The organism is Flavobacterium celericrescens, from assembly GCF_011392075.1.
GTDB classification, from domain to species: Bacteria; Bacteroidota; Bacteroidia; order Flavobacteriales; family Flavobacteriaceae; genus Flavobacterium; species Flavobacterium celericrescens.
The window spans coordinates 1-22312 of record NZ_JAAJBV010000013.1; the positions used below are offsets into that span (position 1 = coordinate 1).

General features: G+C 32.2%; 12 protein-coding genes. 6 read left to right on the forward strand and 6 right to left on the reverse strand.

Annotated elements, in window-relative coordinates; genetic code table 11:
- Positions 1-4993, reverse strand: a 4993-nt coding sequence (locus G4L40_RS12575) for a beta strand repeat-containing protein (RefSeq protein ID WP_166237544.1), incomplete at its 3' end; no start/stop codon positions are given.
- Between the two features lie 4 nt (positions 4994-4997).
- Positions 4998-5531: a hypothetical protein gene (locus tag G4L40_RS12580; RefSeq protein WP_166237545.1), complete on the reverse strand. Its 534-nt coding sequence runs from the start codon at positions 5529-5531 to the stop codon at positions 4998-5000.
- Between the two features lie 1020 nt (positions 5532-6551).
- Here G4L40_RS12580 and G4L40_RS12585 point away from each other — a divergent pair.
- On the forward strand, positions 6552-6935 hold the full coding sequence (locus tag G4L40_RS12585; RefSeq protein ID WP_166236807.1) for an HU family DNA-binding protein: 384 nt from the start codon (positions 6552-6554) through the stop codon (positions 6933-6935).
- Between the two features lie 669 nt (positions 6936-7604).
- Positions 7605-10910, forward strand: a complete 3306-nt coding sequence (locus G4L40_RS12590) for a type ISP restriction/modification enzyme (protein ID WP_166237546.1) — start codon at positions 7605-7607, stop codon at positions 10908-10910.
- Positions 10911-10984: 74 nt separating this feature from the next.
- Here G4L40_RS12590 and G4L40_RS12595 read toward each other — a convergent pair whose 3' ends face one another.
- Positions 10985-11347, reverse strand: a complete 363-nt coding sequence (locus G4L40_RS12595; protein WP_166237547.1) for a response regulator — start codon at positions 11345-11347, stop codon at positions 10985-10987.
- A gap of 15 nt (positions 11348-11362) precedes the next feature.
- Positions 11363-14896: a PAS domain S-box protein gene (locus G4L40_RS12600; protein WP_166237548.1), complete on the reverse strand. Its 3534-nt coding sequence runs from the start codon at positions 14894-14896 to the stop codon at positions 11363-11365.
- A 338-nt stretch (positions 14897-15234) separates the two neighbouring features.
- Between G4L40_RS12600 and G4L40_RS12605 the strand changes: the two genes are divergently transcribed.
- The gene (locus tag G4L40_RS12605) at positions 15235-16851 is read left to right on the forward strand and encodes a M1 family metallopeptidase (RefSeq protein WP_166237549.1); all 1617 of its coding nucleotides are present in this window, start codon (positions 15235-15237) and stop codon (positions 16849-16851) included.
- 73 nt (positions 16852-16924) lie between these two features.
- Positions 16925-17347: a DoxX family protein gene (locus G4L40_RS12610; RefSeq protein ID WP_166237550.1), complete on the forward strand. Its 423-nt coding sequence runs from the start codon at positions 16925-16927 to the stop codon at positions 17345-17347.
- 13 nt (positions 17348-17360) lie between these two features.
- On the opposite strand, the gene G4L40_RS12615 is transcribed toward G4L40_RS12610, so the two are convergent.
- Both G4L40_RS12615 and G4L40_RS12620 read right to left on the reverse strand, forming a co-directional pair.
- Positions 17361-18413 (reverse strand): AMP-binding protein, encoded by a 1053-nt coding sequence (locus tag G4L40_RS12615; protein ID WP_166237551.1) that lies wholly within the window; start codon positions 18411-18413, stop codon positions 17361-17363.
- A gap of 11 nt (positions 18414-18424) precedes the next feature.
- A complete protein-coding gene (locus G4L40_RS12620; protein WP_166237552.1) occupies positions 18425-19381 on the reverse strand; it encodes a CPBP family intramembrane glutamic endopeptidase in 957 nt (318 codons plus the stop codon).
- A gap of 45 nt (positions 19382-19426) precedes the next feature.
- On the opposite strand from G4L40_RS12620, the gene arsC reads away from it, so the two are divergent.
- Positions 19427-19768 (forward strand): arsenate reductase (glutaredoxin), encoded by a 342-nt coding sequence (gene arsC / locus G4L40_RS12625; RefSeq protein ID WP_166237553.1) that lies wholly within the window; start codon positions 19427-19429, stop codon positions 19766-19768.
- Between the two features lie 74 nt (positions 19769-19842).
- Positions 19843-22296 (forward strand): outer membrane beta-barrel family protein, encoded by a 2454-nt coding sequence (locus G4L40_RS12630; RefSeq protein WP_166237554.1) that lies wholly within the window; start codon positions 19843-19845, stop codon positions 22294-22296.
- Positions 22297-22312 lie beyond the last annotated feature (16 nt).

The window sequence follows — 22312 nt, forward strand, 5'->3', positions numbered from 1 at the left end:
GTGCATCATTTGTTACACTAACTACCGAACAATTGTCTGTAGTTACAGCATTTCCTAATACCAAGCCTGTTGTTGTACAACCTGTATTAGTAGTTGTATTGATAGCAATTGGTGCTACGATAGTAGGCAACTCGTTATCTTCTACCGTTACAACTTGAGTAGCTGTTGCAGTGTTACCTGAACCATCAACTACCGTCCATGTTACAGTTGTATTACCTATTGAGAATGAAGCTGGTGCATCATTACTTACACTTACTACTGAACAGTTGTCTGATGTAACTGGTGTACCTAAAACAACGTTTATTGCATAACAATCATCATTTGTATTGATCGTAATAGCTGCTGGTGCTGTAATTGTTGGTACAACAACATCTGTTACTGTAACTAATTGTGTAGCAGTAGCCGTATTACCTGAACCATCTACTACAGTCCATGTTACAGTGGTTGTGCCTAATGGGAACACTGCTGGTGCATCATTGCTTACACTTACTATTGAACAGTTGTCTGATGTAACTGGTGTACCTAATGTTACTCCTGTTGCTGTACAATCTGTATCTGTATTTACGTTCACTGCTGATGGTGCGGTGATTGTTGGTAAAGTTGTATCGCTTACTGTTACTGTTGCTGTTCCAGTTGAGGAATTACCATTTGTATCGGTTACCGTTAATATTACTGTATTAGCTCCTAAGTCATCACATGTAAATGCATTTGGGCTAACACTCATACTTGCTATTTGAGCATTATCGGTTGAACCATTATTTACTTGATTTGCAGTAACACTAACTAAACCATTACTATCTAAATTGACATTAATATTTTGAGTATTTACTACAGGATTTACTGTATCAATTATTGTTACTTGAACAGTAGTATAATCTGTGTTTCCAGAAGAATCTGTTATTACAAGAATTACATTATTTACACCAACATTTGATGGTCCAAATATATTTGGAGATGCTGTTAGTGTATAGTTACAATTGTCATTTGAGCCATTATCAATAAGTGCTGGATCTAATATTAATTGACCATTTACGTCTAATGATAACGTGATATTCTGTCCGATTGCTATAGGATTAATAACATCAACCACAGTAACAGTTACCGATTGAGTTGAACTATTTCCGTTGTTGTCTACTACTGTAATATCTATAGTATTAGTTCCTAAGTGAGAACAATCGAAATTCGTTTGACTTAAAGACATTGAAGCTATGCTACAATTATCATAGCTACCTGTGTTAATATCATTAGCTGTGATAGTAGCTGCTCCAGCAGCATTGAGTTGAATCGTAATGTTTTGAGCCAATATAGTTGGGTCAATATTGTCTTCAACAGTTACTACTGCGGTATTTGAGCTTGAGTTACCTTTTACGTCAGTCACTGTTAATGTTACGGTATTATTACCCACATTAGAACAGTTAAAAGAAGTGGTGTCTAGAGTAATACTGTCAATATCACAATTATCTGAAGAACCGCTATCAATCATTCCTGTAGTAATATTTGCATTACCACTAGAATCAAGTTGTATTGTAACGTTTTGTGTTACTACAGTAGGAACCACTGTGTCGTCAATTGTTACAGTGAAACTTTCAGAAACTGATAATCCTTCTTGATCTTCTACTACTACAGTAATAGTTGTTGTTCCAAACTGTCCTGATACAGGAGTTACTGTAATATCTTTAGTAGCACCAGTACCTGTGATGGTAATTTGATTGTTAGGAACTAAACTTGTATTAGAAGAAGTTGCTGTTACTGTCATGTTAGCAACAGGCGTTGTATCGTCGCTAATTGTAAATGATTGAGCCGAAGTTGTTTGATTAAAACAACTATTGAAATCATTAATAGAAGTTACCGTTGGAGGTATATTTAAAATTCTAGTTAAACAACTTTCTATTAATCTAACAGCGTGTGTATTTACAGCACCACCAGTAGCAGCAGTAAATCCGAAATATGCGTTTTGATTACCGCTAAATATGCTATTTACAATATCAATAGTTTGGTTGTATCTTAAACTTCCATCGTAATATACTTTTAAGTTATTAGTACCAGCTGTCCAGCTAACTTCAAAATCATGCCATACATTATCTTCAATATTTCCAAGATCAATAGGGCTAGTATGATTTGCTGTATCCCCATTAGTCATAATGGCCATATGGTCATTTGAGTAAGGGTCTCCTGGACTGTTATAATAAGTATCAAACTCAACTGCAATAGAAGGATTAATACCAGCATATCCAATTCCTCCACCTGCAGAACCTTCGTTACTACTTAGCGGTTGAATTACAAATGCTAATCCATCTGCTCCTGCATCACTATTTCCAAAATATAATTGAGATTTTACTCTAAAATCTTTGGTTAAATCTAAACGGTCGGTGCTCCATAATGCGCCAAATTGATTTCCTGTAGCTGTAGTCAAAGTTACATCGCTACCTGATATAGATGCGTTTCCTCTTAAAATCATATCATCTGCATTAAAACCATAACAAGTTAAAGCATTTAATTCTAGAGTAGTAGTATCCATACAAGAACCGTTAGTTCCAGTAATAGTATAAGTAGTATTGTTAAAACCATCTGCTGGTGTTCCAGAAATTATACCTGTGCTAGCATTAATTGTTAATCCTAAAGGTAACGCTGGAGAAATTGTCCATGAAGTTACAGCACCACCTGAATTAGAAGGTGTAATAGGAGTAATTGTATTTCCAGAGAATAGTGTATAAGCACTTTGAGCGTATGAAATATTTGGGTCTGGAATTGCTGTTATTGTGAATAATTGAGAAATTTCACAACCATTAGCATCAGTAACCGTCACCGTATAAGTACCTGCTGTTAATCCTGTAGCAGAAGCGGCAGTACCTCCAGAAGGTGACCAAGAATAGGTGTATGCACCAGTACCACCAGAAATTGTAACAGAAGCTGCTGCATTATTAGCCCCAGGACATGATTCTTGAGTTTGTGAATTTGATGCAACCACTAAAGCAGTAGGTTGTGTCACTGTGAAATTCTGTGAAGTTGTACATCCGTTAGCATCTGTAACTGTACATGTCCAAGTACCAGCCGTTAAACCAGTTACGGAAACTGTTCCGTCTCCTGTTGGATTTCCTGGTGTCCAGTTATATGTATATCCTCCTGCTCCACCTGTAGCTGTGTTTACACTAGCAGCTCCATTTGAACCACCAAAACAAGATACGTTAGTTTGTGAAGCTGCTGTTAATGCTAAAGCCGCTGGTTGTGTTACTGTGAAATTTTGTGAAGTTGTACATCCATTAGCATCTGTAACGGTACATGTCCAAGTACCAGCCGTTAAACCAGTTACGGAAACTGTTCCGTCACCTGTTGGGTTACCTGGGGTCCAGTTATAAGTATATCCTCCTGCTCCACCTGAAGCTGCATTAACACTAGCTGCTCCGTTTGAACCACCATTACATGACACGTTGGTTTGTGAAGCCGCTGTTAAAGTTAGTGCAGTTGGTTGAGTTACTGTAAAGTTTTGAGATGCAGTACATCCGTTAGCATCTGTAACAGTACATGTCCATGCCCCGGCTGTCAATCCAGTCACAGAAGCAGTTCCATCACCTGTAGGGTTACCTGGTGTCCAATTATATGTGTAACCAGTAGTTCCTCCAGAAACTGATACAGAAGCTGCTCCATTCGAACCTCCAAAACAAGATACGTTAGTTTGAGATAAAGCAGATACTGCTAAAGCAGTTGGTTGTGTTATGGTAAAATTTTGTGTAGCTGTACATCCGTTGACATCAGTTACAGTAACTGTATATGTTCCTGCGGATAAACCTGAAGCTGTTGCTGCAGTTCCGCCAGATGGTGACCACGAATAAGAGTAAGGCGCAGTAGTACCTGAGGCACTTACTGTAGCAGAACCGTTTGTCCCTCCATTACACGAAACATTTGTTTGTGAAACCGCACTAGCTATTAATGAAGAACAAGGAGGTAATGTTGTAAATGTACCATCACCAATATTTGTAGTTCCAATCGAATTTGTTGCGTAAGCTCTAAAATAATATACTGTTCCTGGTAAAAGTCCTGTCAAATTTGTTGACATAGCACCTGTAGTTCCAGTAATTATAGTATTATTAGATGTTGGGTTTGGGGTTAATCCATAATAAAAACCCCTACTTGTTACAGTTGTACTTCCCTCACTTGTGACATTAGCATTTAAAGTCGCTGTTGTAAAAGATACATTGGAAGCACTAAGGCTAGACAGTTGTGGTGGTGAATTCTGAGCAAAATTAGCAGTAATTGTTTTTGCCTGATCTACAGTAACTGTTAAGGGATTTGTACTTCCCGAAGCATCACCAGACCAACCTATAAAAGTTTGAGGAGCAATAGGTGTTGCAGTTAAAGTTACATTTGTGTTTAATCCAAAATTAGCAAAATTTAAATTTGTTGCTGTATTAATTCCTGAAGGGTTACTCACAACATTTCCAGTACCTGTTTTATTAACTGTTAGCTGTATAGGATCAACTCCACCTTGAACAGATGTACCAAAATCAAATGTATTACCATAAGGATAATTACCACACAATTGAGGTGAAGCACTATACTGCATAATCAATCGCATTCTAACAGGGCCATTAAATGCTCCAAGCGGTACAGTTATATTTCCTGAAAAAGTATATGTTGTATTATTTACAACATAATTTTGATCAAATACTAACTCACCAGCATCTTCTAAATTCCCATTATTATTAAAATCAATCCACAACTTTACGAATTGCTGGTAAGGTCCATTTGTTTGAACAACCACACTCAATGGCACAATAGTTCCAGCCTGTAATATTGGCATAGGTGTACTAGAATAATCATAATATCCTGGGCCAGTATAAGTGGTGTTCCCTTGAAAATAAACACCATTTAACGTAACAGAATTTACTCTTTCATAACCAAAACTTGTTGAAGTAGATGCACACAATGCTGTTTGTGCGTAATTGTTTTTAAATGCAAAAAACAAGATTATTAATAAAATAATTTTTCTTTTCATCTTCTTAATTTGATTTATTTGATAACCAATTCTCTTTTTCAGATTTACTCATCTTTATAGAAACTGCTTTAGTTTCTGTAATTAATTTTTCTATCTGTGAGTAAGTGATTTTATTCTCATTTTTATTTTCAGAAATAATCCATGCTACATTTAAAGGTAGTCCATGGTCGATTTGAATAAAAAAGTTTAATTTAACAATACCTTTAAAAAAATAAATTCTTTCAAAACTATCTTCTAAAACGGATAGATTAAATAAATAAAAATCATTATTCTTATCTGTCAAAAGATGTATTAAATTTCTATTTTCAAATTTAATTTCAGAAATCTGAGAAATTACAGATGGATTTAAACTTTCGAAATTTCCATCATACTTTATGGGTTGATTTAATCCCGAACTCAACTTTAAGTCAGAACTTGATAAAGTTGAATTTGAATCTGTAACAATGTAAGCTTTACTATCCGTTTGCTTGCCATTTTTCTCTTGTGCCTGTATACTGATGTATAACAACAAAAAGAGAATTTTGAAAATTTGTTTCATAGTTATAATTTAATTTTGTGAGATTTTTTTTATAATATGTATTCTAAATTGTGTGAGTTTATCTTTACATTCTTCTAAGCTTTGAGTTGCTTATTCATGTTGACATTTCCATTCACAATTGAATTTTATAGGAGTTTCAATTCAATTGAAAGTGATTTTTTGTCATTAACTAGGGTAGTTATCTCCATGACATAATTGTGCTTATGAAGTCATTTTTTTTCGCATAATTGTTTTTTGTTTAGTTTGATTTATATATCAAAGCTATTCGATATTTTAACAAATGCATTCTAAATGAAGGGGAATCTAACTGCTTAATTTACAGCTAGAAAAATAGAAGTATAAGTGTATTAATTTTAAGAATAAGTGTGTAATTTCCTATTTCATAATCGATTTTACTGCTTTTTTAACACTAAATATCTGATTTTGTGCTATTTAGACACTAGTCATTTTTTTAGTGAGGGCGAAAATAGATTAATAAGATAAAAATTACAGCATATTAGTAAATGTAAAAAAAAAATGTATGATTGATTTAAAAAATGTTTTTTTGATTTTTATGATCTAAATTAAAGTCTACTGAAAAAAGATCGTTTTTATCTTAACTCTTAATTTTTGGAATTTATCGCTAAAAGCTATTATTTTGATCTTGATAAATCATTTTCTATCATTTTTTTGATAAGCATAAAAACTTGACAATAAAGCCCTAAAAAAAAAGTACAGAATTTTGAAAAAAATTACTTTTTTTATTTCATTAAAATCGTTGCGACTGTCATATTTTTCAGGTGCTTACAGTGTTTCGTATTTTTTTTTAAATTTATAAACTATTAATATACAGCTCTTTAAAAACCTGTATCATTTTACTAACAATAATCATCTTTGTTAAAAAAACACACGAATTGTGAATAAGTTTGCCTTTCTTTTTTCCTACAAAATGATAAACTTTGTAAACGTCAGTTAGGCACAAAATCCGAAGCTAGTGTACTATGACAAAAAATAATTTATTCACTTCTAACACTAAAAATTATGAGTGTGAAGTATAAAGTTCTTCCAAGAAAGAACCCACAGGACTTATTAGCGCCTGAAAAATTTTATGCCGCTGCTATTGCAGATGGGGAAACTGATTTAGACAAATTAGCCGAGCAAATTTCGTATCAATGTACGGTAACCGAATCGGATTGCTATGCTGTATTGCTATCATTAGAGCGCAATATTATCAGCGAATTAGAGCAAGGCAGAATTGTTAAATTAGGACGTTTAGGTAATTTTCAAATTGGTGTAAGCTCTGAAGGTAGAGATACAGCTGAAGAAGTAACTTCGGGTGCCATTACCAAAACCAGAATTTTATTCCGTCCAGGAAAAAGATTGCGTTCTTTATTGAATGACTTGTCATTCAGAAAAGCGAGCTAGAACCCCGATTTTTGAGCGTAATTGTGTAGTAAGACCTCGAGTATTCCAGTGCTCGGGGTCTTTTTTTGTTATAATTATAACAATTTCATGCGGACGAACCGTTTCCTTTGTCCTGACAAAACATTTCCTTCGTCAGGACGTTCCAATTATTTCATCGGGACAAAACTTTCAACTGAAATTTTGAGGACTTTTTTTGATTTCTTTCTAAAAAAATAAAAAAAATGGTCAAAAAATATCTTTCAATCCATTCGTATCAAAAACTTTTTATCGAATTTTTTATTCTTTTCATCGAATTTTTTCTCTTCAAAAGGCATAAAAAAAGCTCAAAAAAACTGGCTAGAACCCCGATTTTTGAGCGTAATTTTGTAATAAGACCTCGAGTAGTTCCAGCTACTCTACCGAAATTATAGTGTAAATATAGTATTTATTTTGATTGTGCATGCACGATTTTATAAAATTTAACATTGAAAATAACAACTTTTTTATTCCCTTTTTTCTCTTTTTTTTTACGTATGCTGTGAGGCTTTTTTAGTGCTTTTAAGTGCATTGAACTTATACTATTTTTGGCTATTCCCTATTTTATTTATACGTATTTATACCCAAAAAATCCTTGTACACTTGCATATTTTTCATTATGTTTGGGGATATTAGAAATTAATTATTTGCCTAATGACACTTACACAATATATCGATAAGATAAATACGCTTTATAAAACAGGAAACGCCAGAGAACATTCGTATCGTGGGGATTTACAAAATCTTTTAATGCATTTATTACCAGATGTTTTGGTAACCAATGAACCCGCTCGTGTTGACTGTGGTGCACCTGATTATGTGTTAACTCGCAAAGATGTTCCTATTGGTTACATTGAAGCAAAAGATATTGGGGTAGATTTAGGTAGTAAAACGCTAAAAGAGCAATTCGACCGTTATAAATCGGGATTATCTAATTTGATTTTTACCGATTATATGGATTTCCATTTTTATAAAGATGGCGAATTTATAACTAAAATTGCCATTGCTAAATTAACCACCCCGCCCAATGGGCACCCCTCCAAAGGAGGGGAAGTAAAAACTGAAATTGTTCCGATTACGGAAAACTTTGAGCAATTTACAAACCTTATTCAGAACTTTGCTGTTACTGTAAGTCAAACGATTAAGTCGCCTACAAAATTGGCACAAATGATGGCTGGTAAAGCCCGTTTGATGGCTGATGTAATTGAGAAATCATTAAACAATGACGACCTAGAAGGCAAACGTTCTCAAATAAAATCGCAAATGTTGGCATTTCAACAAATGCTGATTCACGATATTGATAACAAATCATTTTCGGACATTTATGCGCAAACTATTGCTTACGGAATGTTTGCAGCTCGTTATCACGACCCTACATTGCCTACTTTTTCAAGAGAAGAAGCTGCAACTTTGATTCCAAAAAGTAATCCTTTTTTACGCAAGTTGTTTCAAGATATTGCAGGCTATGATTTAGATAACCGTTTGGCTTGGATTGTAGATGAATTGGTAAACATTTTCTTGGCTTCTGATGTCGCCTTAATTATGAAAAACTTTGGTAAAAGCACCAAGCAGGAAGACCCTGTAGTACACTTTTATGAAACGTTTTTGGGTGAATACAATCCTTCTTTGCGAAAAGCACGAGGCGTTTGGTACACGCCGCAACCTGTTGTAAACTTTATTGTACGTGCGGTAGATGATATTTTAAAAACGGAGTTCAATTTGCCACAGGGTTTAGCCGATACCAGTAAAATAAAAATTAAGAAAAAAGCAGTTACAAAAGCAACAGCAGATAAACGCTCAAAATTAACCGAAGTAGAAACTGAACAGGAAGTACACAAAGTACAAATCTTAGACCCTGCAACAGGAACAGGAACATTTTTAGCCGAAGTAGTAAAACACATTTACAAAAAGTTTGAAGGACAACAAGGTATTTGGAGCAAGTATGTAGCCAATGATTTAATCCCACGATTAAATGGTTTTGAGTTGTTAATGGCAAGTTACGCCATGGCACATTTGAAAATGGACATGCTATTAACCGAAACAGGTTACAAACCAACCACCCCGCCCGATGGGCACCCCTCCAAAGGAGGGGAATCTCAGAGATTGAAAATATTTTTAACCAACTCATTAGAAGAAGCCCACCCTGATACACAAACCTTATTTAGCAGTTGGTTAAGCGATGAAGCCGACCAAGCCAATGCCATAAAGCGTGATGCGCCTGTTATGGTGGTGATGGGAAATCCGCCATATAGCGGTGAAAGTGCTAATAAAGGAGAATGGATTATGAACCTCATGGAAGATTATAAAAAAGAGCCCGGAGGCAAAGAAAAATTAAAAGAACGAAATCCAAAATGGATAAATGATGACTATGTGAAGTTTATGCGTTTTGGGCAACATTTTATTGATAAAAACGGAAGTGGAATTTTAGCATTCATAAATCCTCATGGCTTTTTAGATAATCCAACATTTAGAGGAATGCGTTGGAATTTATTGAAAACGTATGATAAAATTTACACCATAGATTTACACGGGAACGGAAAGAAAAAAGAAACTGCGCCTGATGGTTCAGTTGACCAAAATGTATTTGACATTATGCAAGGGGTTTCTATAAATCTATTTGTAAAAACAGGAAAGAAAAAAGAAAATGACTTGGCAGATGTTTTTCATTATGATTTATTTGGAAAAAGAGAATTGAAATATGATTTTATAAATAACAATAATCTAAAAAGTATTGCTTTTGAAACTGTAAATTCTAGCTCACCAAATTATTTTTTCGTAAAAACTGATGAAGAAACATTGAATTTTTATCAGAAAGGGTTTTCTGTTAATGAATTTTTTAACAAAAATTCATCTGGGATAGCAACAGCAAGGGATAGTTTTACAATTAAAAATTCAATCGAAGAAATAAAGGAAGTAATTAATGATTTCATTCTTTTGGATGATGAAATCGCAAGAGTAAAATATAATTTAAGAGAAGATGTTAGAGATTGGAAAGTTTCTCTAGCGAAAGAAGACGTTTTGAAAAATTATAAAGATGATTCTAAATATGTGAAAATTCTGTATAGACCATTTGATATAAAATACACATTCTATACAGGAAAATCAAAAGGATTTCATTGTATGCCAAGAGGAGAAATAATGAATAATTTTTTCAATAAAGATAATATTGGTTATATTTTCCCAAGGCAATGCAAAGGAGAGTCAGGTTTTAATCATGGTTTTATTTCAAAAAACATTATTGATGTAGCTTCAGGAGATGCTCATTCAGGTTCAGGTACAAATTTTTTTCCACTCTATCTCTACCCAGAAAAAACAACCCAACAAAGTTTATTAGATGAAGTCGTTCGCACACCTAATCTCAACATGGAAATTGTCAATCAAATGGCTGAGCAGTTGGGTATTCCGTTTGTAACTGAAAAAGACCTAACAAGTTTTGAAAACCTGTCAGGTCTGCCTAAAGATTTTGCACCCATTGACATTTTAGATTATATCTATGCCATATTACACAGTCCTAATTACAGAGAAAAATATAAAGAGTTTTTAAAAATAGATTTTCCACGTGTACCCTATCCAAAAGACAGAGCAACGTTTTGGCAACTAGTAGAACTAGGTAGTGAGTTAAGACAAATTCATTTATTGGAAAGCGACGTTGTAGAAAAGTACATTACAAAATATCCTGAAGATGGCGATAATGTAGTGATGAAACCACGCTTTGAAAATTCCCCTCCTTTGGAGGGGAATTTAGGGCGTGTGTATATTAATGAGACGCAGTATTTCGCCAATGTTCCTGAAGTGGCTTGGAACTTTTACATTGGTGGTTACCAACCTGCTCAAAAATGGCTTAAAGACCGCAAAGACCGTGAATTAAGTACAGATGATATTTTCCATTATCAAAAGATAATTGTAGCGTTAACAGAAACGGATAGGATTATGAAACTTATTGATACAATACAATTGTAAAGTATCTATATTTAGTGAGGTACAAATCCAAAAGATAATGATTAAAAAAAAGGTAGGTCGCGATGACCTACCTTCTATTTTGGTAAATGTTGTGCTATTTGTTCTTGCAAATCTTTAAAAGTAAATGGTTTCCTGATGTATGCTTTTACACCTAAACTTAAGCCATATTCTTCATCTTTTTGCTCCACCTTAGCTGTTAGAAGAATTACTGGAATGTGTGCATGAGATGAACTTTTATGCCGCTCCATAAATCCATAACCATCCAATTCTGGCATCATTACATCACAAATAATGATATCGGGTTCAAATTCAATTACTTTTTGTAAACCGTGGATGCCATCTTGAGCTAAACAAATATGGTACCCTACATAAGATAGCATCTCTGCAATTGTTTCTCTTAAATTGACCTCATCGTCAATAATTAATACTTTTGTCATGATTTCTATTACTCTTTAATTATTCAAAGGAAACGTCAATGTAACTTTGGTACCTTTTCCTAATTGGCTTTCTAATTTTACTTTTCCTGAATTTTTTTTGGTAAACATTTTAATGATATAAAGTCCTAAACCTGTACCTTGAATACCATTAGAATTGCTAGCACGAAAGAAGGTATTGAATAATTTAGGTTGGTCTTCTTGAGGAATACCAATCCCGCTATCAATTACTTCAACAAACACTTTTTTATCTTGGGTAAATAAATTCAATTTTACATTACCACATCCTTCCGAGTATTTGAATGCATTATTCAATACATTGAATAAGGTATATTTAATTAGATTACTATCTGCAAAAATAATTGCATCATTCGTATCAAAAGTGATATCCACCTTTCTATTATCTTTTTGATGGTTAAAACTGGTTTCAATAACATCTAAACAAATTTCTTTTAAGTCGCAACTTACTGGATTGAAACTTGTTTTACCAGCATCATCTTTTGAAATTGTTAATACGGCATCCATCAATTCAACAATTCTGTCAATTTCTTGCGTAATGGTATCTACTCTCTTTTCTACTAATGGCGCTTGAGCAAAATCGTTATTTTGTAAATACATTGTAATCAATTCTGCACTAGTTCTGATAGTTGTCATAGGTGTTCTAAACTCGTGTGAAATAGTAGATACCAAATTGGTTCTTAATTCGTTCAATTGACGCTCTTGAATCAAAGTATCTTCAATGATTTTCTCTGCTTTTTTACGTTGTGTAATGTCCCTTGTACTCGATTGAAAACCAACTGGAATGTCATTTTCAAATACTATTGCCGCATTGGTTTCAAACCAAGCATATTCGCCTTTACTATTCTTTAAACGTACTTGCTCTAAGAAAGGGCTTCTACTATTAATACTGCCTCCTATTCGTCTTTTGAATCGTTCTAAATCATCAGGATGCACGTATGCTTCAGGAAGTTTACCTATTAAATCTTCGGGTTCATACCCTAATAAAGCATGAATTGAAGGCGAAACATATTTAAAAGTTGCATCTAAATTATGTAAACAAACTAAGTCAATTGTATTATCCGCTAAAAGACGGTACCAGTTTTTGGCTTCGATAAGTTGTTGTGCTTTATTACGATTGTTTTCTTCAATTAATATTCGGTTTTCCTCTTCCATTCGTTTACGCTCAGAAATATCAAGAACTTGTGCTACATAATGTTGAATTTCACCTACGCTATTTTTTACTAAAGAAACCGATAAATGCACCCAAACAAGAGATTTATTTTTATGAATATACCTTTTTTCCATATTGAAACTAGGCATTTTTCCGCTTTCAATTTGCGATTTATAGTATAAATCTTCCTCTAAATCACCTTCATAAGTAATATCCAGAAAAGTAAGCTTACTAAATTCTTCTTTGGTATATCCCAAGATTTGAGACATACGATCATTAACCTCAATCCAATATCCCTCTAAATTTACAATTGCCATCCCAAAAGAAGAATGATTAAAAGCTCCTTTAAATCTTTCTTCACTTTGCAATAGCTCATCTTTAAGTTGCCTTTCTTGCGTAATGTCTTGCATAGCACCAATCATACGAACAGCATTACCTTTACTGTCTCTAATAATGATTGCTTTATCGCTAACATAGGCATAATTGCCGTCTGCCTTTAAATAGCGGTATTCATAAGACCATCTTTGTTTTCCATCAGCTATTGCTATATCAATAGACTCTTCGTATTTTTCCTTATCCTCAATATGTACTAAGTTTTCACAAAATTCACCAGGAATAATATTATTTTCAAATTGATAACCAAAAAGCGAAGCATAACTTTCTCCAACAAAAATTTCGTTTGTTATCATATTCCAATCCCATAACGCATCTGATGTTGCTTCGCTGGCATATGTAAAACGCTCATTACTAACTCCTAAAGCATCTTCTGCTTTTTTTCTGGCGGTAATATCGTTAAATGTACAAATCACATATACTAATTCTCCCGCATCTCCAAAAACAGGAATGGCGTCAACTAATAACCATACCAAATCATTAGTAATTGGTCGGTGCACGCCCATAACAATATTATTGATAGGCACAAGCTTGCTTATTGCTTGAGGAACAGGATGTTCTTCAGGCTTAAATTCAGAACCGTCTTTATGTATTACTCTCCAATGAGAATCAAAAGAAGTTTTACCAAGCATTTGATCCTCAGTCAAGCCAAGCATCTCGCAAGCCGATTTATTGTATTCTAAAAATTCAGAATTGGGTCCTTGTACAATAATTCCAACAGCTGCATTTTGGATGACATTTGTAATTAATTGTCTACTTCTAAGAATTTCTTCGTTGATTTTTTTACTTTCAGTAATGTCAATTCCATAACCAGTCATCATATCAAACGAACCGTCCTCATTATATATAGGTATAAACTTTCTAGTATGAAAAAATTGTTCGCCATTTTGTGCAATAATAGTGTCCTCCCACTCAGAAACTTGTTTGCTTTCTAGAGCTTTTAAAAATTTCTCTCTTCTACTCTTAGCAAAAGTGTCATCTCTTCCTGTGTGTTTAGCATATTCAAAATCATCCTTACCTATAATAAATTTTCTCAATTCATCATTTTTAATTGCCGCTTGATTCAAATATAAATAGCGATGATTTTCATCCCAAACGCCTAAATCTATTGGAAGTCTATCCAATATTTTTCCGTAGAATTCTTTTTGATTTGTTACTTCTTCTTGTGCGTTAATAAAGGCTGTAACATCTCTACAATTTCCTATAAAAAAACACTCACCATCTTTAGCTATTAATTTAACATTTGAAGAATGCCAAACATAATGCCCTTTCTTGTGCTTGATTCTATAGGTAATTATCTCATTGCATTTTTCATTAGGCACTAACCTACTTAGAAAATTACCAACATATTCTTGGTCATCAGGATGCAAAAAATTTACCGTATTTTTTCCAACACCTTCATCAATTGCATATCCCATTTCGGTAATCCAACTATCAGATAGTGAAAGAAAATTTCCTTCAAGACTAAGTTCAAATAATATTTCTTTAGAATTCTCGGTAAATAAATCAAATTTATGTTGCTGATTAACAATGCTTTTTTGCAAACTCAAATTATTACAACAAGACATTATTAAAAATTGAATTTGTTTTACACCAAACTCAATTGTTTTGATTTGTGAAGTAGGTATTAATTTGAAATCACTATCAAGAAAACACAGTGTTCCTATTCTTTTTTTATCATTTTGATGAATTGGAAATCCAGCTAAAATTGCAAAGGATAAATCATTAGCTATTGAAAACGATAATTTTTCATTAATCGAATCCTTATGAATTCCTTTTTCAATAGAAGTATGAAAAGATGGTATGGTATTAAAATCAATATTTCCTTTAGAAATACAAATAATAGAATTTTCAATATTAATATATAAATATGCATAAGCAATATCACATTGATCCATTATATAGGTCAATACAACATCTATTGATTCTTCAAAACTTTTAATACTTTGGAAATCCCCAAGTAAATTGCTTCTCTGTATTCTATTCATAGGGCTTATGATGCATAATTAATAATTATGTAATACAATAGAAAAAGCAGTTGGGGGATGGGCGCAAGTTAATACATATTTTTTCTATAATAAAAAACACGCTTCATTTTTGAGTATATTTTAATTATTTTGCAAAAAAACTGATTATTTTTTAAGTTTTTTAAATTATAAGTAAAATATTTTCAATCATAAGTCAAAAATAGAACTAAAAAGTAATGATTTCACAAAACAATAACATCCTATTTAAAATATTGAAATCTGTTTCTAAACATTTAATTTAGGATTAGTAACATTTATCTGATTTCTACTACTTATCTTTACGCTATAACTTTTATATTATGAAAAAACTACTTTTAATTGGTTTAATTATCATTGGAACACAAGAAATTAATGCTCAAGAAACAACTCGAAGAGACACATTACAAGGTGGATTACGATTTGAAAGAACTTGTTTTGATGTGTTGCGCTATAATTTAGATATTCAAGTATTGCCCAGAACTAAAAAAATTGAAGGACATAACGAAATCGTTTTTAAAGTAGTTGAAAACACCTCCACTATTCAAATTGATTTGTTTGAAAACATGAAAATAAATTCGATAGAATGGAATGATAAAAAGTTATCTTATAAAAGAGAATTTGATGCAATATTTATAAAATTTCCTTCCGAGTTGACTAAAGAAAGTACACAATCGATAAAGATATTTTATGAAGGAAATCCAAGAATAGCAAAAAATGCCCCATGGGATGGTGGATTTGTATTTTCTTCTGATGCAAAAAAACAACCATGGATAGGTGTTGCTGTGCAAGGTACAGGCTCAAGCCTATGGTATCCAGTAAAAGATACTCAAACAGATGAACCAGATAATGGAGCATCTGTAAAAGTTGCTGTTCCTGATGGATTAATGAATGTTTCAAACGGGCGCTTTTTAGGCTCAGAAAAATTAGCAAACAACTTTACGCGTTGGGATTGGGAAGTTAAAAATCCGATTAATAATTATGACATTACTATTAATATAGGTGACTATGTACACATTCACGACACACATAACGGGTTAGATTTAGATTATTATGTATTGCGTGAAAATGAAGAAAAAGCGCGCAAACACTTTGCAGATGATGTAAAACCTATGCTAGATTGTTTTCAATCTAAGTTTGGAAAATATCCTTTTTGGGAAGATGGTTATAAATTAGTAGAAACACCTTATTTAGGTATGGAACATCAAAGCGCCGTTGCTTATGGAAATAAATATAAAAAAGGCTACATGGGTTTTGATATGTCTGGAACTGGTGTTGGAATGAAATTTGACTACATCACCATTCACGAAACTGGGCATGAATGGTTTGGTAACAGTATAACAAGTAAAGACATTGCAGATATGTGGATTCATGAAGGATTTACTACTTATACTGAAACCGTATTCATAGAATGTACACAGGGCTATGAAGCTGCTATGAAATATATTAATGGTCAATCAAAAAACGTTAGAAATGACAAGCCAATTATTGGACAATTTGGCGTAAATCGTGAAGGTTCAGGCGATATGTATTACAAAGGTTCACTCCTATTAAATACACTTCGACATGTGATTGATAATGATGATAAATGGTGGGCCATTTTATTAAAATACTCAGAAACTTACAAAAAACAAATTATTGATACACCAACAGTAATTGCTTTTTTCAATAAAGAAACAGGTAAAGATTTATCTCCAATTTTTAATCAATATTTGAATTACACGGCTATTCCTCATTTAGAAATTAAAGGATATAAAAACCGCTTTCAATACCGTTGGAAAACCAATGTAACAGAATTTAACATGCCTGTTGATATTATTATTGGTGATAAAAAAATACGACTTGCACCTACTAATGAATGGAAAAAAGCTGGCGAAGTGATTAATAGTGTAAATGACATTAAAGTGTTAACAGATAAGTTCTATATCAAATTTAATTAAATTTTAAGCAAAAAAACATTTTAATTATTTAATTATCACTAACTTAGTAGTGTATAATCAATATTTATTTATTATGGCTACAATTAGAGAGTTAAATAAATGGGCTAATACACACACTTATTATCCTATTGATATTTTGAGAATTGGGTATGGGATCTTTTTGTTTTTGAAAGGTGTTGAGTTTATTACTGAACATAGATATTTGCATGATATTCTAAGTATCATGGGGAATTTTGCTAGTGAAATGTTATTAATTCATTATGTCGCATTAGCACATATGGTTGGAGGCGTAATGATAATTATTGGATTTCTTACACGATGGTCTATTGGCGCTCAAATGCCAATTATTTTATGTGCTTTTTTACTGAATTTTATAGACCAATTTAATTATTCCGAATTTATACAATCTAGTATTGCCATGGTTTTAGGCATTACTTTTTTATTATATGGCAGCGGAAAACATTCTGCAGATTATTATTTAAAAATGGAGCAATAAATTGATTAACATACTACAACCCTATTTTAGATAGGGTTTTTTTTATGTTTATTTTATTGGTTTCGGTCATATAAAAATTTGGTACAAAATGAATTTCTTTAGGTTGTTCATATTTATCCAAATTTTTAAATAATGCTCTATCAATAGTATATTCTTCTCCTTCAATTACAAGCACTACTTTCTGACCTAATGTTTCATCTGATACACCAGCAATAAAAAAACGTTGAGAAATTCCTGATGCCAATTTAGCGGCAATTTGTTCTGGAAATAGTTTAACTCCTGCGCTATTGATAACATTATCAAATCGACCTAACCATTTGAATTCATTTTTATTACTAATCTCAACTATATCATTAGTAACTATTGGAGTTGATGAAATATCAGGAGCCGAAATAATTAAACAATTTCTATCATCTGTAGCAATGGTAATGTTTGGTAAAACTTTAAATGTTGGCTCATCAATTTTTCTTGCAGCAATATGAGTAATGGTTTCGGTCATTCCATACGTTTCATAGGATTCACCCTTTATATTTTGCAATGCTTCAGAAAGGACTGTAGAAACGGGTGCTCCACCAATAATTATTTTTTTGAATTGGTTCAATTTTGATAGACTTTGTTGCGCTTGCATTGGAACTAAAGCCACAAAATCATACACATTTTGAGGTAATAAATTATCTAAATGTGAACTTGAAGGCATAATGTCTAACTCTAACCCAATTGTAAATGCTCTAACTAGCATCATTTTTCCAGCAATATAACGTGTAGGTAAACAAAGTAAAGCTTTATTTCCAGGATGCAAATCAAAAAAATTTGCAGTAGCAATAGCTGAATGTACCATTGCTTGTTTTTCTAAAGTTATCAATTTAGGCTCACCTGTAGTACCAGAAGTCATCAACTGAATGGTTTCAGAATCATCTAACCAATCCAATAAAAATGATCCTATTTCTTTTTCAAAAATTTCTCCTTCTTTAATAAAACTATATGCTAATTGAAATAAGGCCTCTTTATCTAAATGAAAGCCATTAATTTTAAATCGATTGTGAATATTTTTATAATTTGGTATCATTCCTAAAAAAGTTATTGGTTAAAATGTGCATTTTCTTCGGGCTGTAAATCTAGTTTGCTACCTATCAATTTTTCTTTCCAATTCGTCCATTTATAAATTTTTGAAAATACAAATATCAATATTGGAAATAAAACCAAAACAGGAAAAAACACCTCAAAATTCATCGAAGGTTCTGACATATCTTTAAAAATAGAATGCGTTTGAAAAACAGTATAATCAGAAGTAATTAATAATGATGCAACTATATTATTTGCGGCATGAAAGCCTAAAGCTAATTCAGTACCTTCATCCATTAAAGTTATAATTCCTAAAAACAAACCTGTACCTATATAATACACTAAAATAATATACCCCATTTTTTCTACCTCGGGATTCATGATGTGCATTGTACCAAAAATTACAGAAGTCATTAATAAAGGAAACCATTTATTTCTGGCTAAATTAAAGAAACCTTGCATTAAATAACCCCTGAAAATAAGTTCCTCAGTACTTGTTTGAATAGGCATAAATAACAATGTAATTCCAACTAAAATTAAAAAAGGCACCAGATTAAACTGCATAATAATTTCGCTTGAATCATAAAAATAAGCGGATAAAATTAATACTGTTGACACTACAACCCATATTCCAAAAGATAGAAATACTCGCTTCCAATCAACCTTCTCTCTTGATGTAATAATGGTAATAAATTTTTGACGATGTATTTTTACAACTACAAAATACAATCCTATCATTGCAAAAACAAATGAAAGTAAAGCAAGAAATAGAAACAAATTAGAATCAAATAATTTATAAATATCACTTTCTGAATTTGGTGTTTTTCCAGAAAATAAAATCGCTATTCCTAAAGGGATTTGTCCAAATAAAGAAGCAAAAAAAACAATAATTGATCCTATCAAATATTTCAGAAAATCTAATAAGATAAGTGAGAAATCAGTTTCTTTTTTGAAAGCTTGAGTTATAAACATTTTTTATCTGTTACTTTTGTACATTAATTATAACAAAAATACAAAATGATAACCATTTACCATAATCCAAGATGCACCAAATCAAGAGAAGGTTTGTGCGAATTAGAAATTTTGAATCAACCGTTTCAACTTCGTAAATATCTAGACGAACCTTTTACTAAAGATGAACTTGAAGAAGTCATTAAAAAACTAAACATAAAACCTATAGAATTAGTTAGAACCAAAGAGTCTATTTGGATTGAAAACTATAAAAGCAAAATATTATCTGATGCTGAAATCATAAATGCAATGTTAGCACACCCTAAACTAATTGAAAGACCGATTGTAGTAAAAGGAGATAAAGCCATAATTGCAAGACCCAAAGAAAAGATTAAAGAATTGCTGTAAGAGTTTTAACAAACATTTAGGAAATTAAGGCTAAACCAAAGAGTAAATTTGCAGTCTTATCGAAAAAAACATTTATGAATAAGAATTTTCTATTAGTCGTATTTACATTATTACTAAGTTTTACTGCCCTAGCGCAAAAACCAGCAGATAAAAAAATTAAAATCTCTGGTAAAGTATTTGAAAAAGGAACCAATCTTCCTGTAGAATATGCTCCCGTTTCATTTCAAAATGTAACAACTAAACAACTTTTTGGTGCTATGACTGATGGTACCGGTTCATTTTCATTTGAAATTGCGCCCGGAGAATATACAGGAGCCATAGATGTTGAATTGATTTCTTATAAAAAAGTTACAATTCCTCAAAAAGCATATATGGCAGATACAGTTATAGGTCCATTTTATTTGGAAGCTGATATAGCACAACTGCAAGATGTTGTAGTCATTGCAGAAAAATCTACCGTAGAAATTAAACTAGACAAAAGAGTTTACAATGTAGGAAAAGACATGATGGTAAAAGGTGGAACGGTAAGTGATGTTTTAGATAACGTCCCTTCTGTAACAGTTGATGCTGAAGGAACAGTTGCCCTAAGAGGAAATGAAAATGTAAAAATATTAATTGATGGAAAACCATCAGGATTAGCAGGAATTAATGTTGCGGATGCCTTAAAATTATTACCAGCTGATGCCGTTGAAAAAGTAGAAGTAATTACTAATCCATCTGCTCGATATGACGCAGAAGGTGGTGGTGGAATTATTAATATTGTAATTAGAAAAGGAAAATCTAATGGCGTTAATGGTTCTATTATAGTATCTGCAGGTGATCCTGAATCATACGGTGTAAGCACTAGTTTAAACAAAAAAGGAACCGATTTTAACCTTTTTTCAAACATTGGTTACAATTATAGAAACAGTCCAGGAAACTCGTTAACCGATGCAGAGTACTTCAATTCTGATGGCACTACAAGTAGATTTATTAATGAAAGAAGAACCAACAAACGTTTTAGCGAAGGCTATAATGCAAATTTTGGTATCGATTTGAATTTGAGTAAATCATTAACTTGGACCAATGCAATTACTTTTAGAGAGAACAATGGTAAAAATCCAGATAATGTTTTCTTCTATAATTTTGATGCTTTAAACAATCCTACCTTTGTAAGAAACCGTTTAAATGATTCAAAAAGTGATGAATTTAGTATTGAATATTCTACCAATTTTACTAAAAAATTCAAAAAAGATGGACATCAATTAACCGTTGATGTAGCAGTTTCTCAAAACAGAGAAAATGAAAGTTCTACAATCTATGATGAAATTGTAGGAGATGCTTCTTCCCTTTTTACAGAAACTACAGTAAATAATCAAAAGCAACAACGTAACTTATTTCAAACAGATTATGTTTTACCAATTGGAAAAGACGGTCGTTTTGAAGCTGGTTATAGAGGAAGTTTCCAAAAGAATTTAACTGAATTTGAAATTTTACCAACTTCATTATACTCAAACACATTAGAATATAATGAAAATGTAAATGCACTTTATGCACAATATGGTTCAAAAATTAATAAGTTTTCTTACTTCTTAGGAATGCGTTTTGAAGACAGTAATATTGATGTAAATTCAATTACAGCAAATGATTATAATAACAAAAAGTACAATAACTTTTTTCCATCAGCTACAATAAATTATGAAGTTTCAGATAAAAGTTCTGTAAGTTTAAGCTATAGCAAAAGGATAAATCGTCCAAGAGGTCGTTTCTTAAATCCTTTTTCTTCTTATTCAAGTAATATTAATATTTTTCAAGGTAATCCTGATATTAATCCTTCATTAACTGATGCTATTGACATTGGTTATTTAAACAAATGGGATAAACTTACTTTTAGTACGTCAGCTTATATTAACTTAACAAACGATACATTCCAATTCATTAGAAAAGAATCTGGTTTGTTTGTTGATGGTGTTCCAGTTATTATCAGTACTCCTATAAACTTAGCTAAAGAATATAGAGCTGGTTTTGAATTCAATTTAAACTATACACCATACAAATGGTGGAGATTAAATGGAAACTTCAATTTATATAGAAATGAAACACAAGGGGATTACACCTATACTGATTATTTAGGTAATGAAATCAATCAAAATTTTGATAATATCGCTTTGAGTTGGACATCTAGAATAAGTTCTAAAGTTACGTTACCATATAAAATTGATTGGCAAACTAATGCAACTTACAATGCACCACAAACTACGGCTCAAGGGAAAATTCTTGGAAATGCTTCAGTTAATTTAGCCTTTAGCAAAGATGTGTTAAAAGACAAAGGAACGATTGCATTAAATGTGAGCGATTTATTTAATTCAAGAAAAAGATTAATGGAAACTAACATTGAAAATGTAGTAAGTTCATATAGTGAAATGCAGATGAGAAAACGTCAAATTACTTTATCATTCACCTATCGTTTCAACAAACAGAAAAACGAAAGAGAAAAACAACAAAAACGCGAAGATAATGGTGAAGGAGATTTTGTGGGGCAACCATAAAACACATTAACATACT

Coding starts and splice junctions, on each gene's coding strand:
- G4L40_RS12580 (WP_166237545.1), bottom strand. CDS start 5,531: ATGAAACAAATTTTCAAAATTCTCTTTTTGTTGTTATACATCAGTATA.
- G4L40_RS12585 (WP_166236807.1), top strand. CDS start 6,552: ATGAGTGTGAAGTATAAAGTTCTTCCAAGAAAGAACCCACAGGACTTA.
- G4L40_RS12590 (WP_166237546.1), top strand. CDS start 7,605: ATGACACTTACACAATATATCGATAAGATAAATACGCTTTATAAAACA.
- G4L40_RS12595 (WP_166237547.1), bottom strand. CDS start 11,347: ATGACAAAAGTATTAATTATTGACGATGAGGTCAATTTAAGAGAAACA.
- G4L40_RS12600 (WP_166237548.1), bottom strand. CDS start 14,896: ATGAATAGAATACAGAGAAGCAATTTACTTGGGGATTTCCAAAGTATT.
- G4L40_RS12605 (WP_166237549.1), top strand. CDS start 15,235: ATGAAAAAACTACTTTTAATTGGTTTAATTATCATTGGAACACAAGAA.
- G4L40_RS12610 (WP_166237550.1), top strand. CDS start 16,925: ATGGCTACAATTAGAGAGTTAAATAAATGGGCTAATACACACACTTAT.
- G4L40_RS12615 (WP_166237551.1), bottom strand. CDS start 18,413: ATGATACCAAATTATAAAAATATTCACAATCGATTTAAAATTAATGGC.
- G4L40_RS12620 (WP_166237552.1), bottom strand. CDS start 19,381: ATGTTTATAACTCAAGCTTTCAAAAAAGAAACTGATTTCTCACTTATC.
- arsC (WP_166237553.1), top strand. CDS start 19,427: ATGATAACCATTTACCATAATCCAAGATGCACCAAATCAAGAGAAGGT.
- G4L40_RS12630 (WP_166237554.1), top strand. CDS start 19,843: ATGAATAAGAATTTTCTATTAGTCGTATTTACATTATTACTAAGTTTT.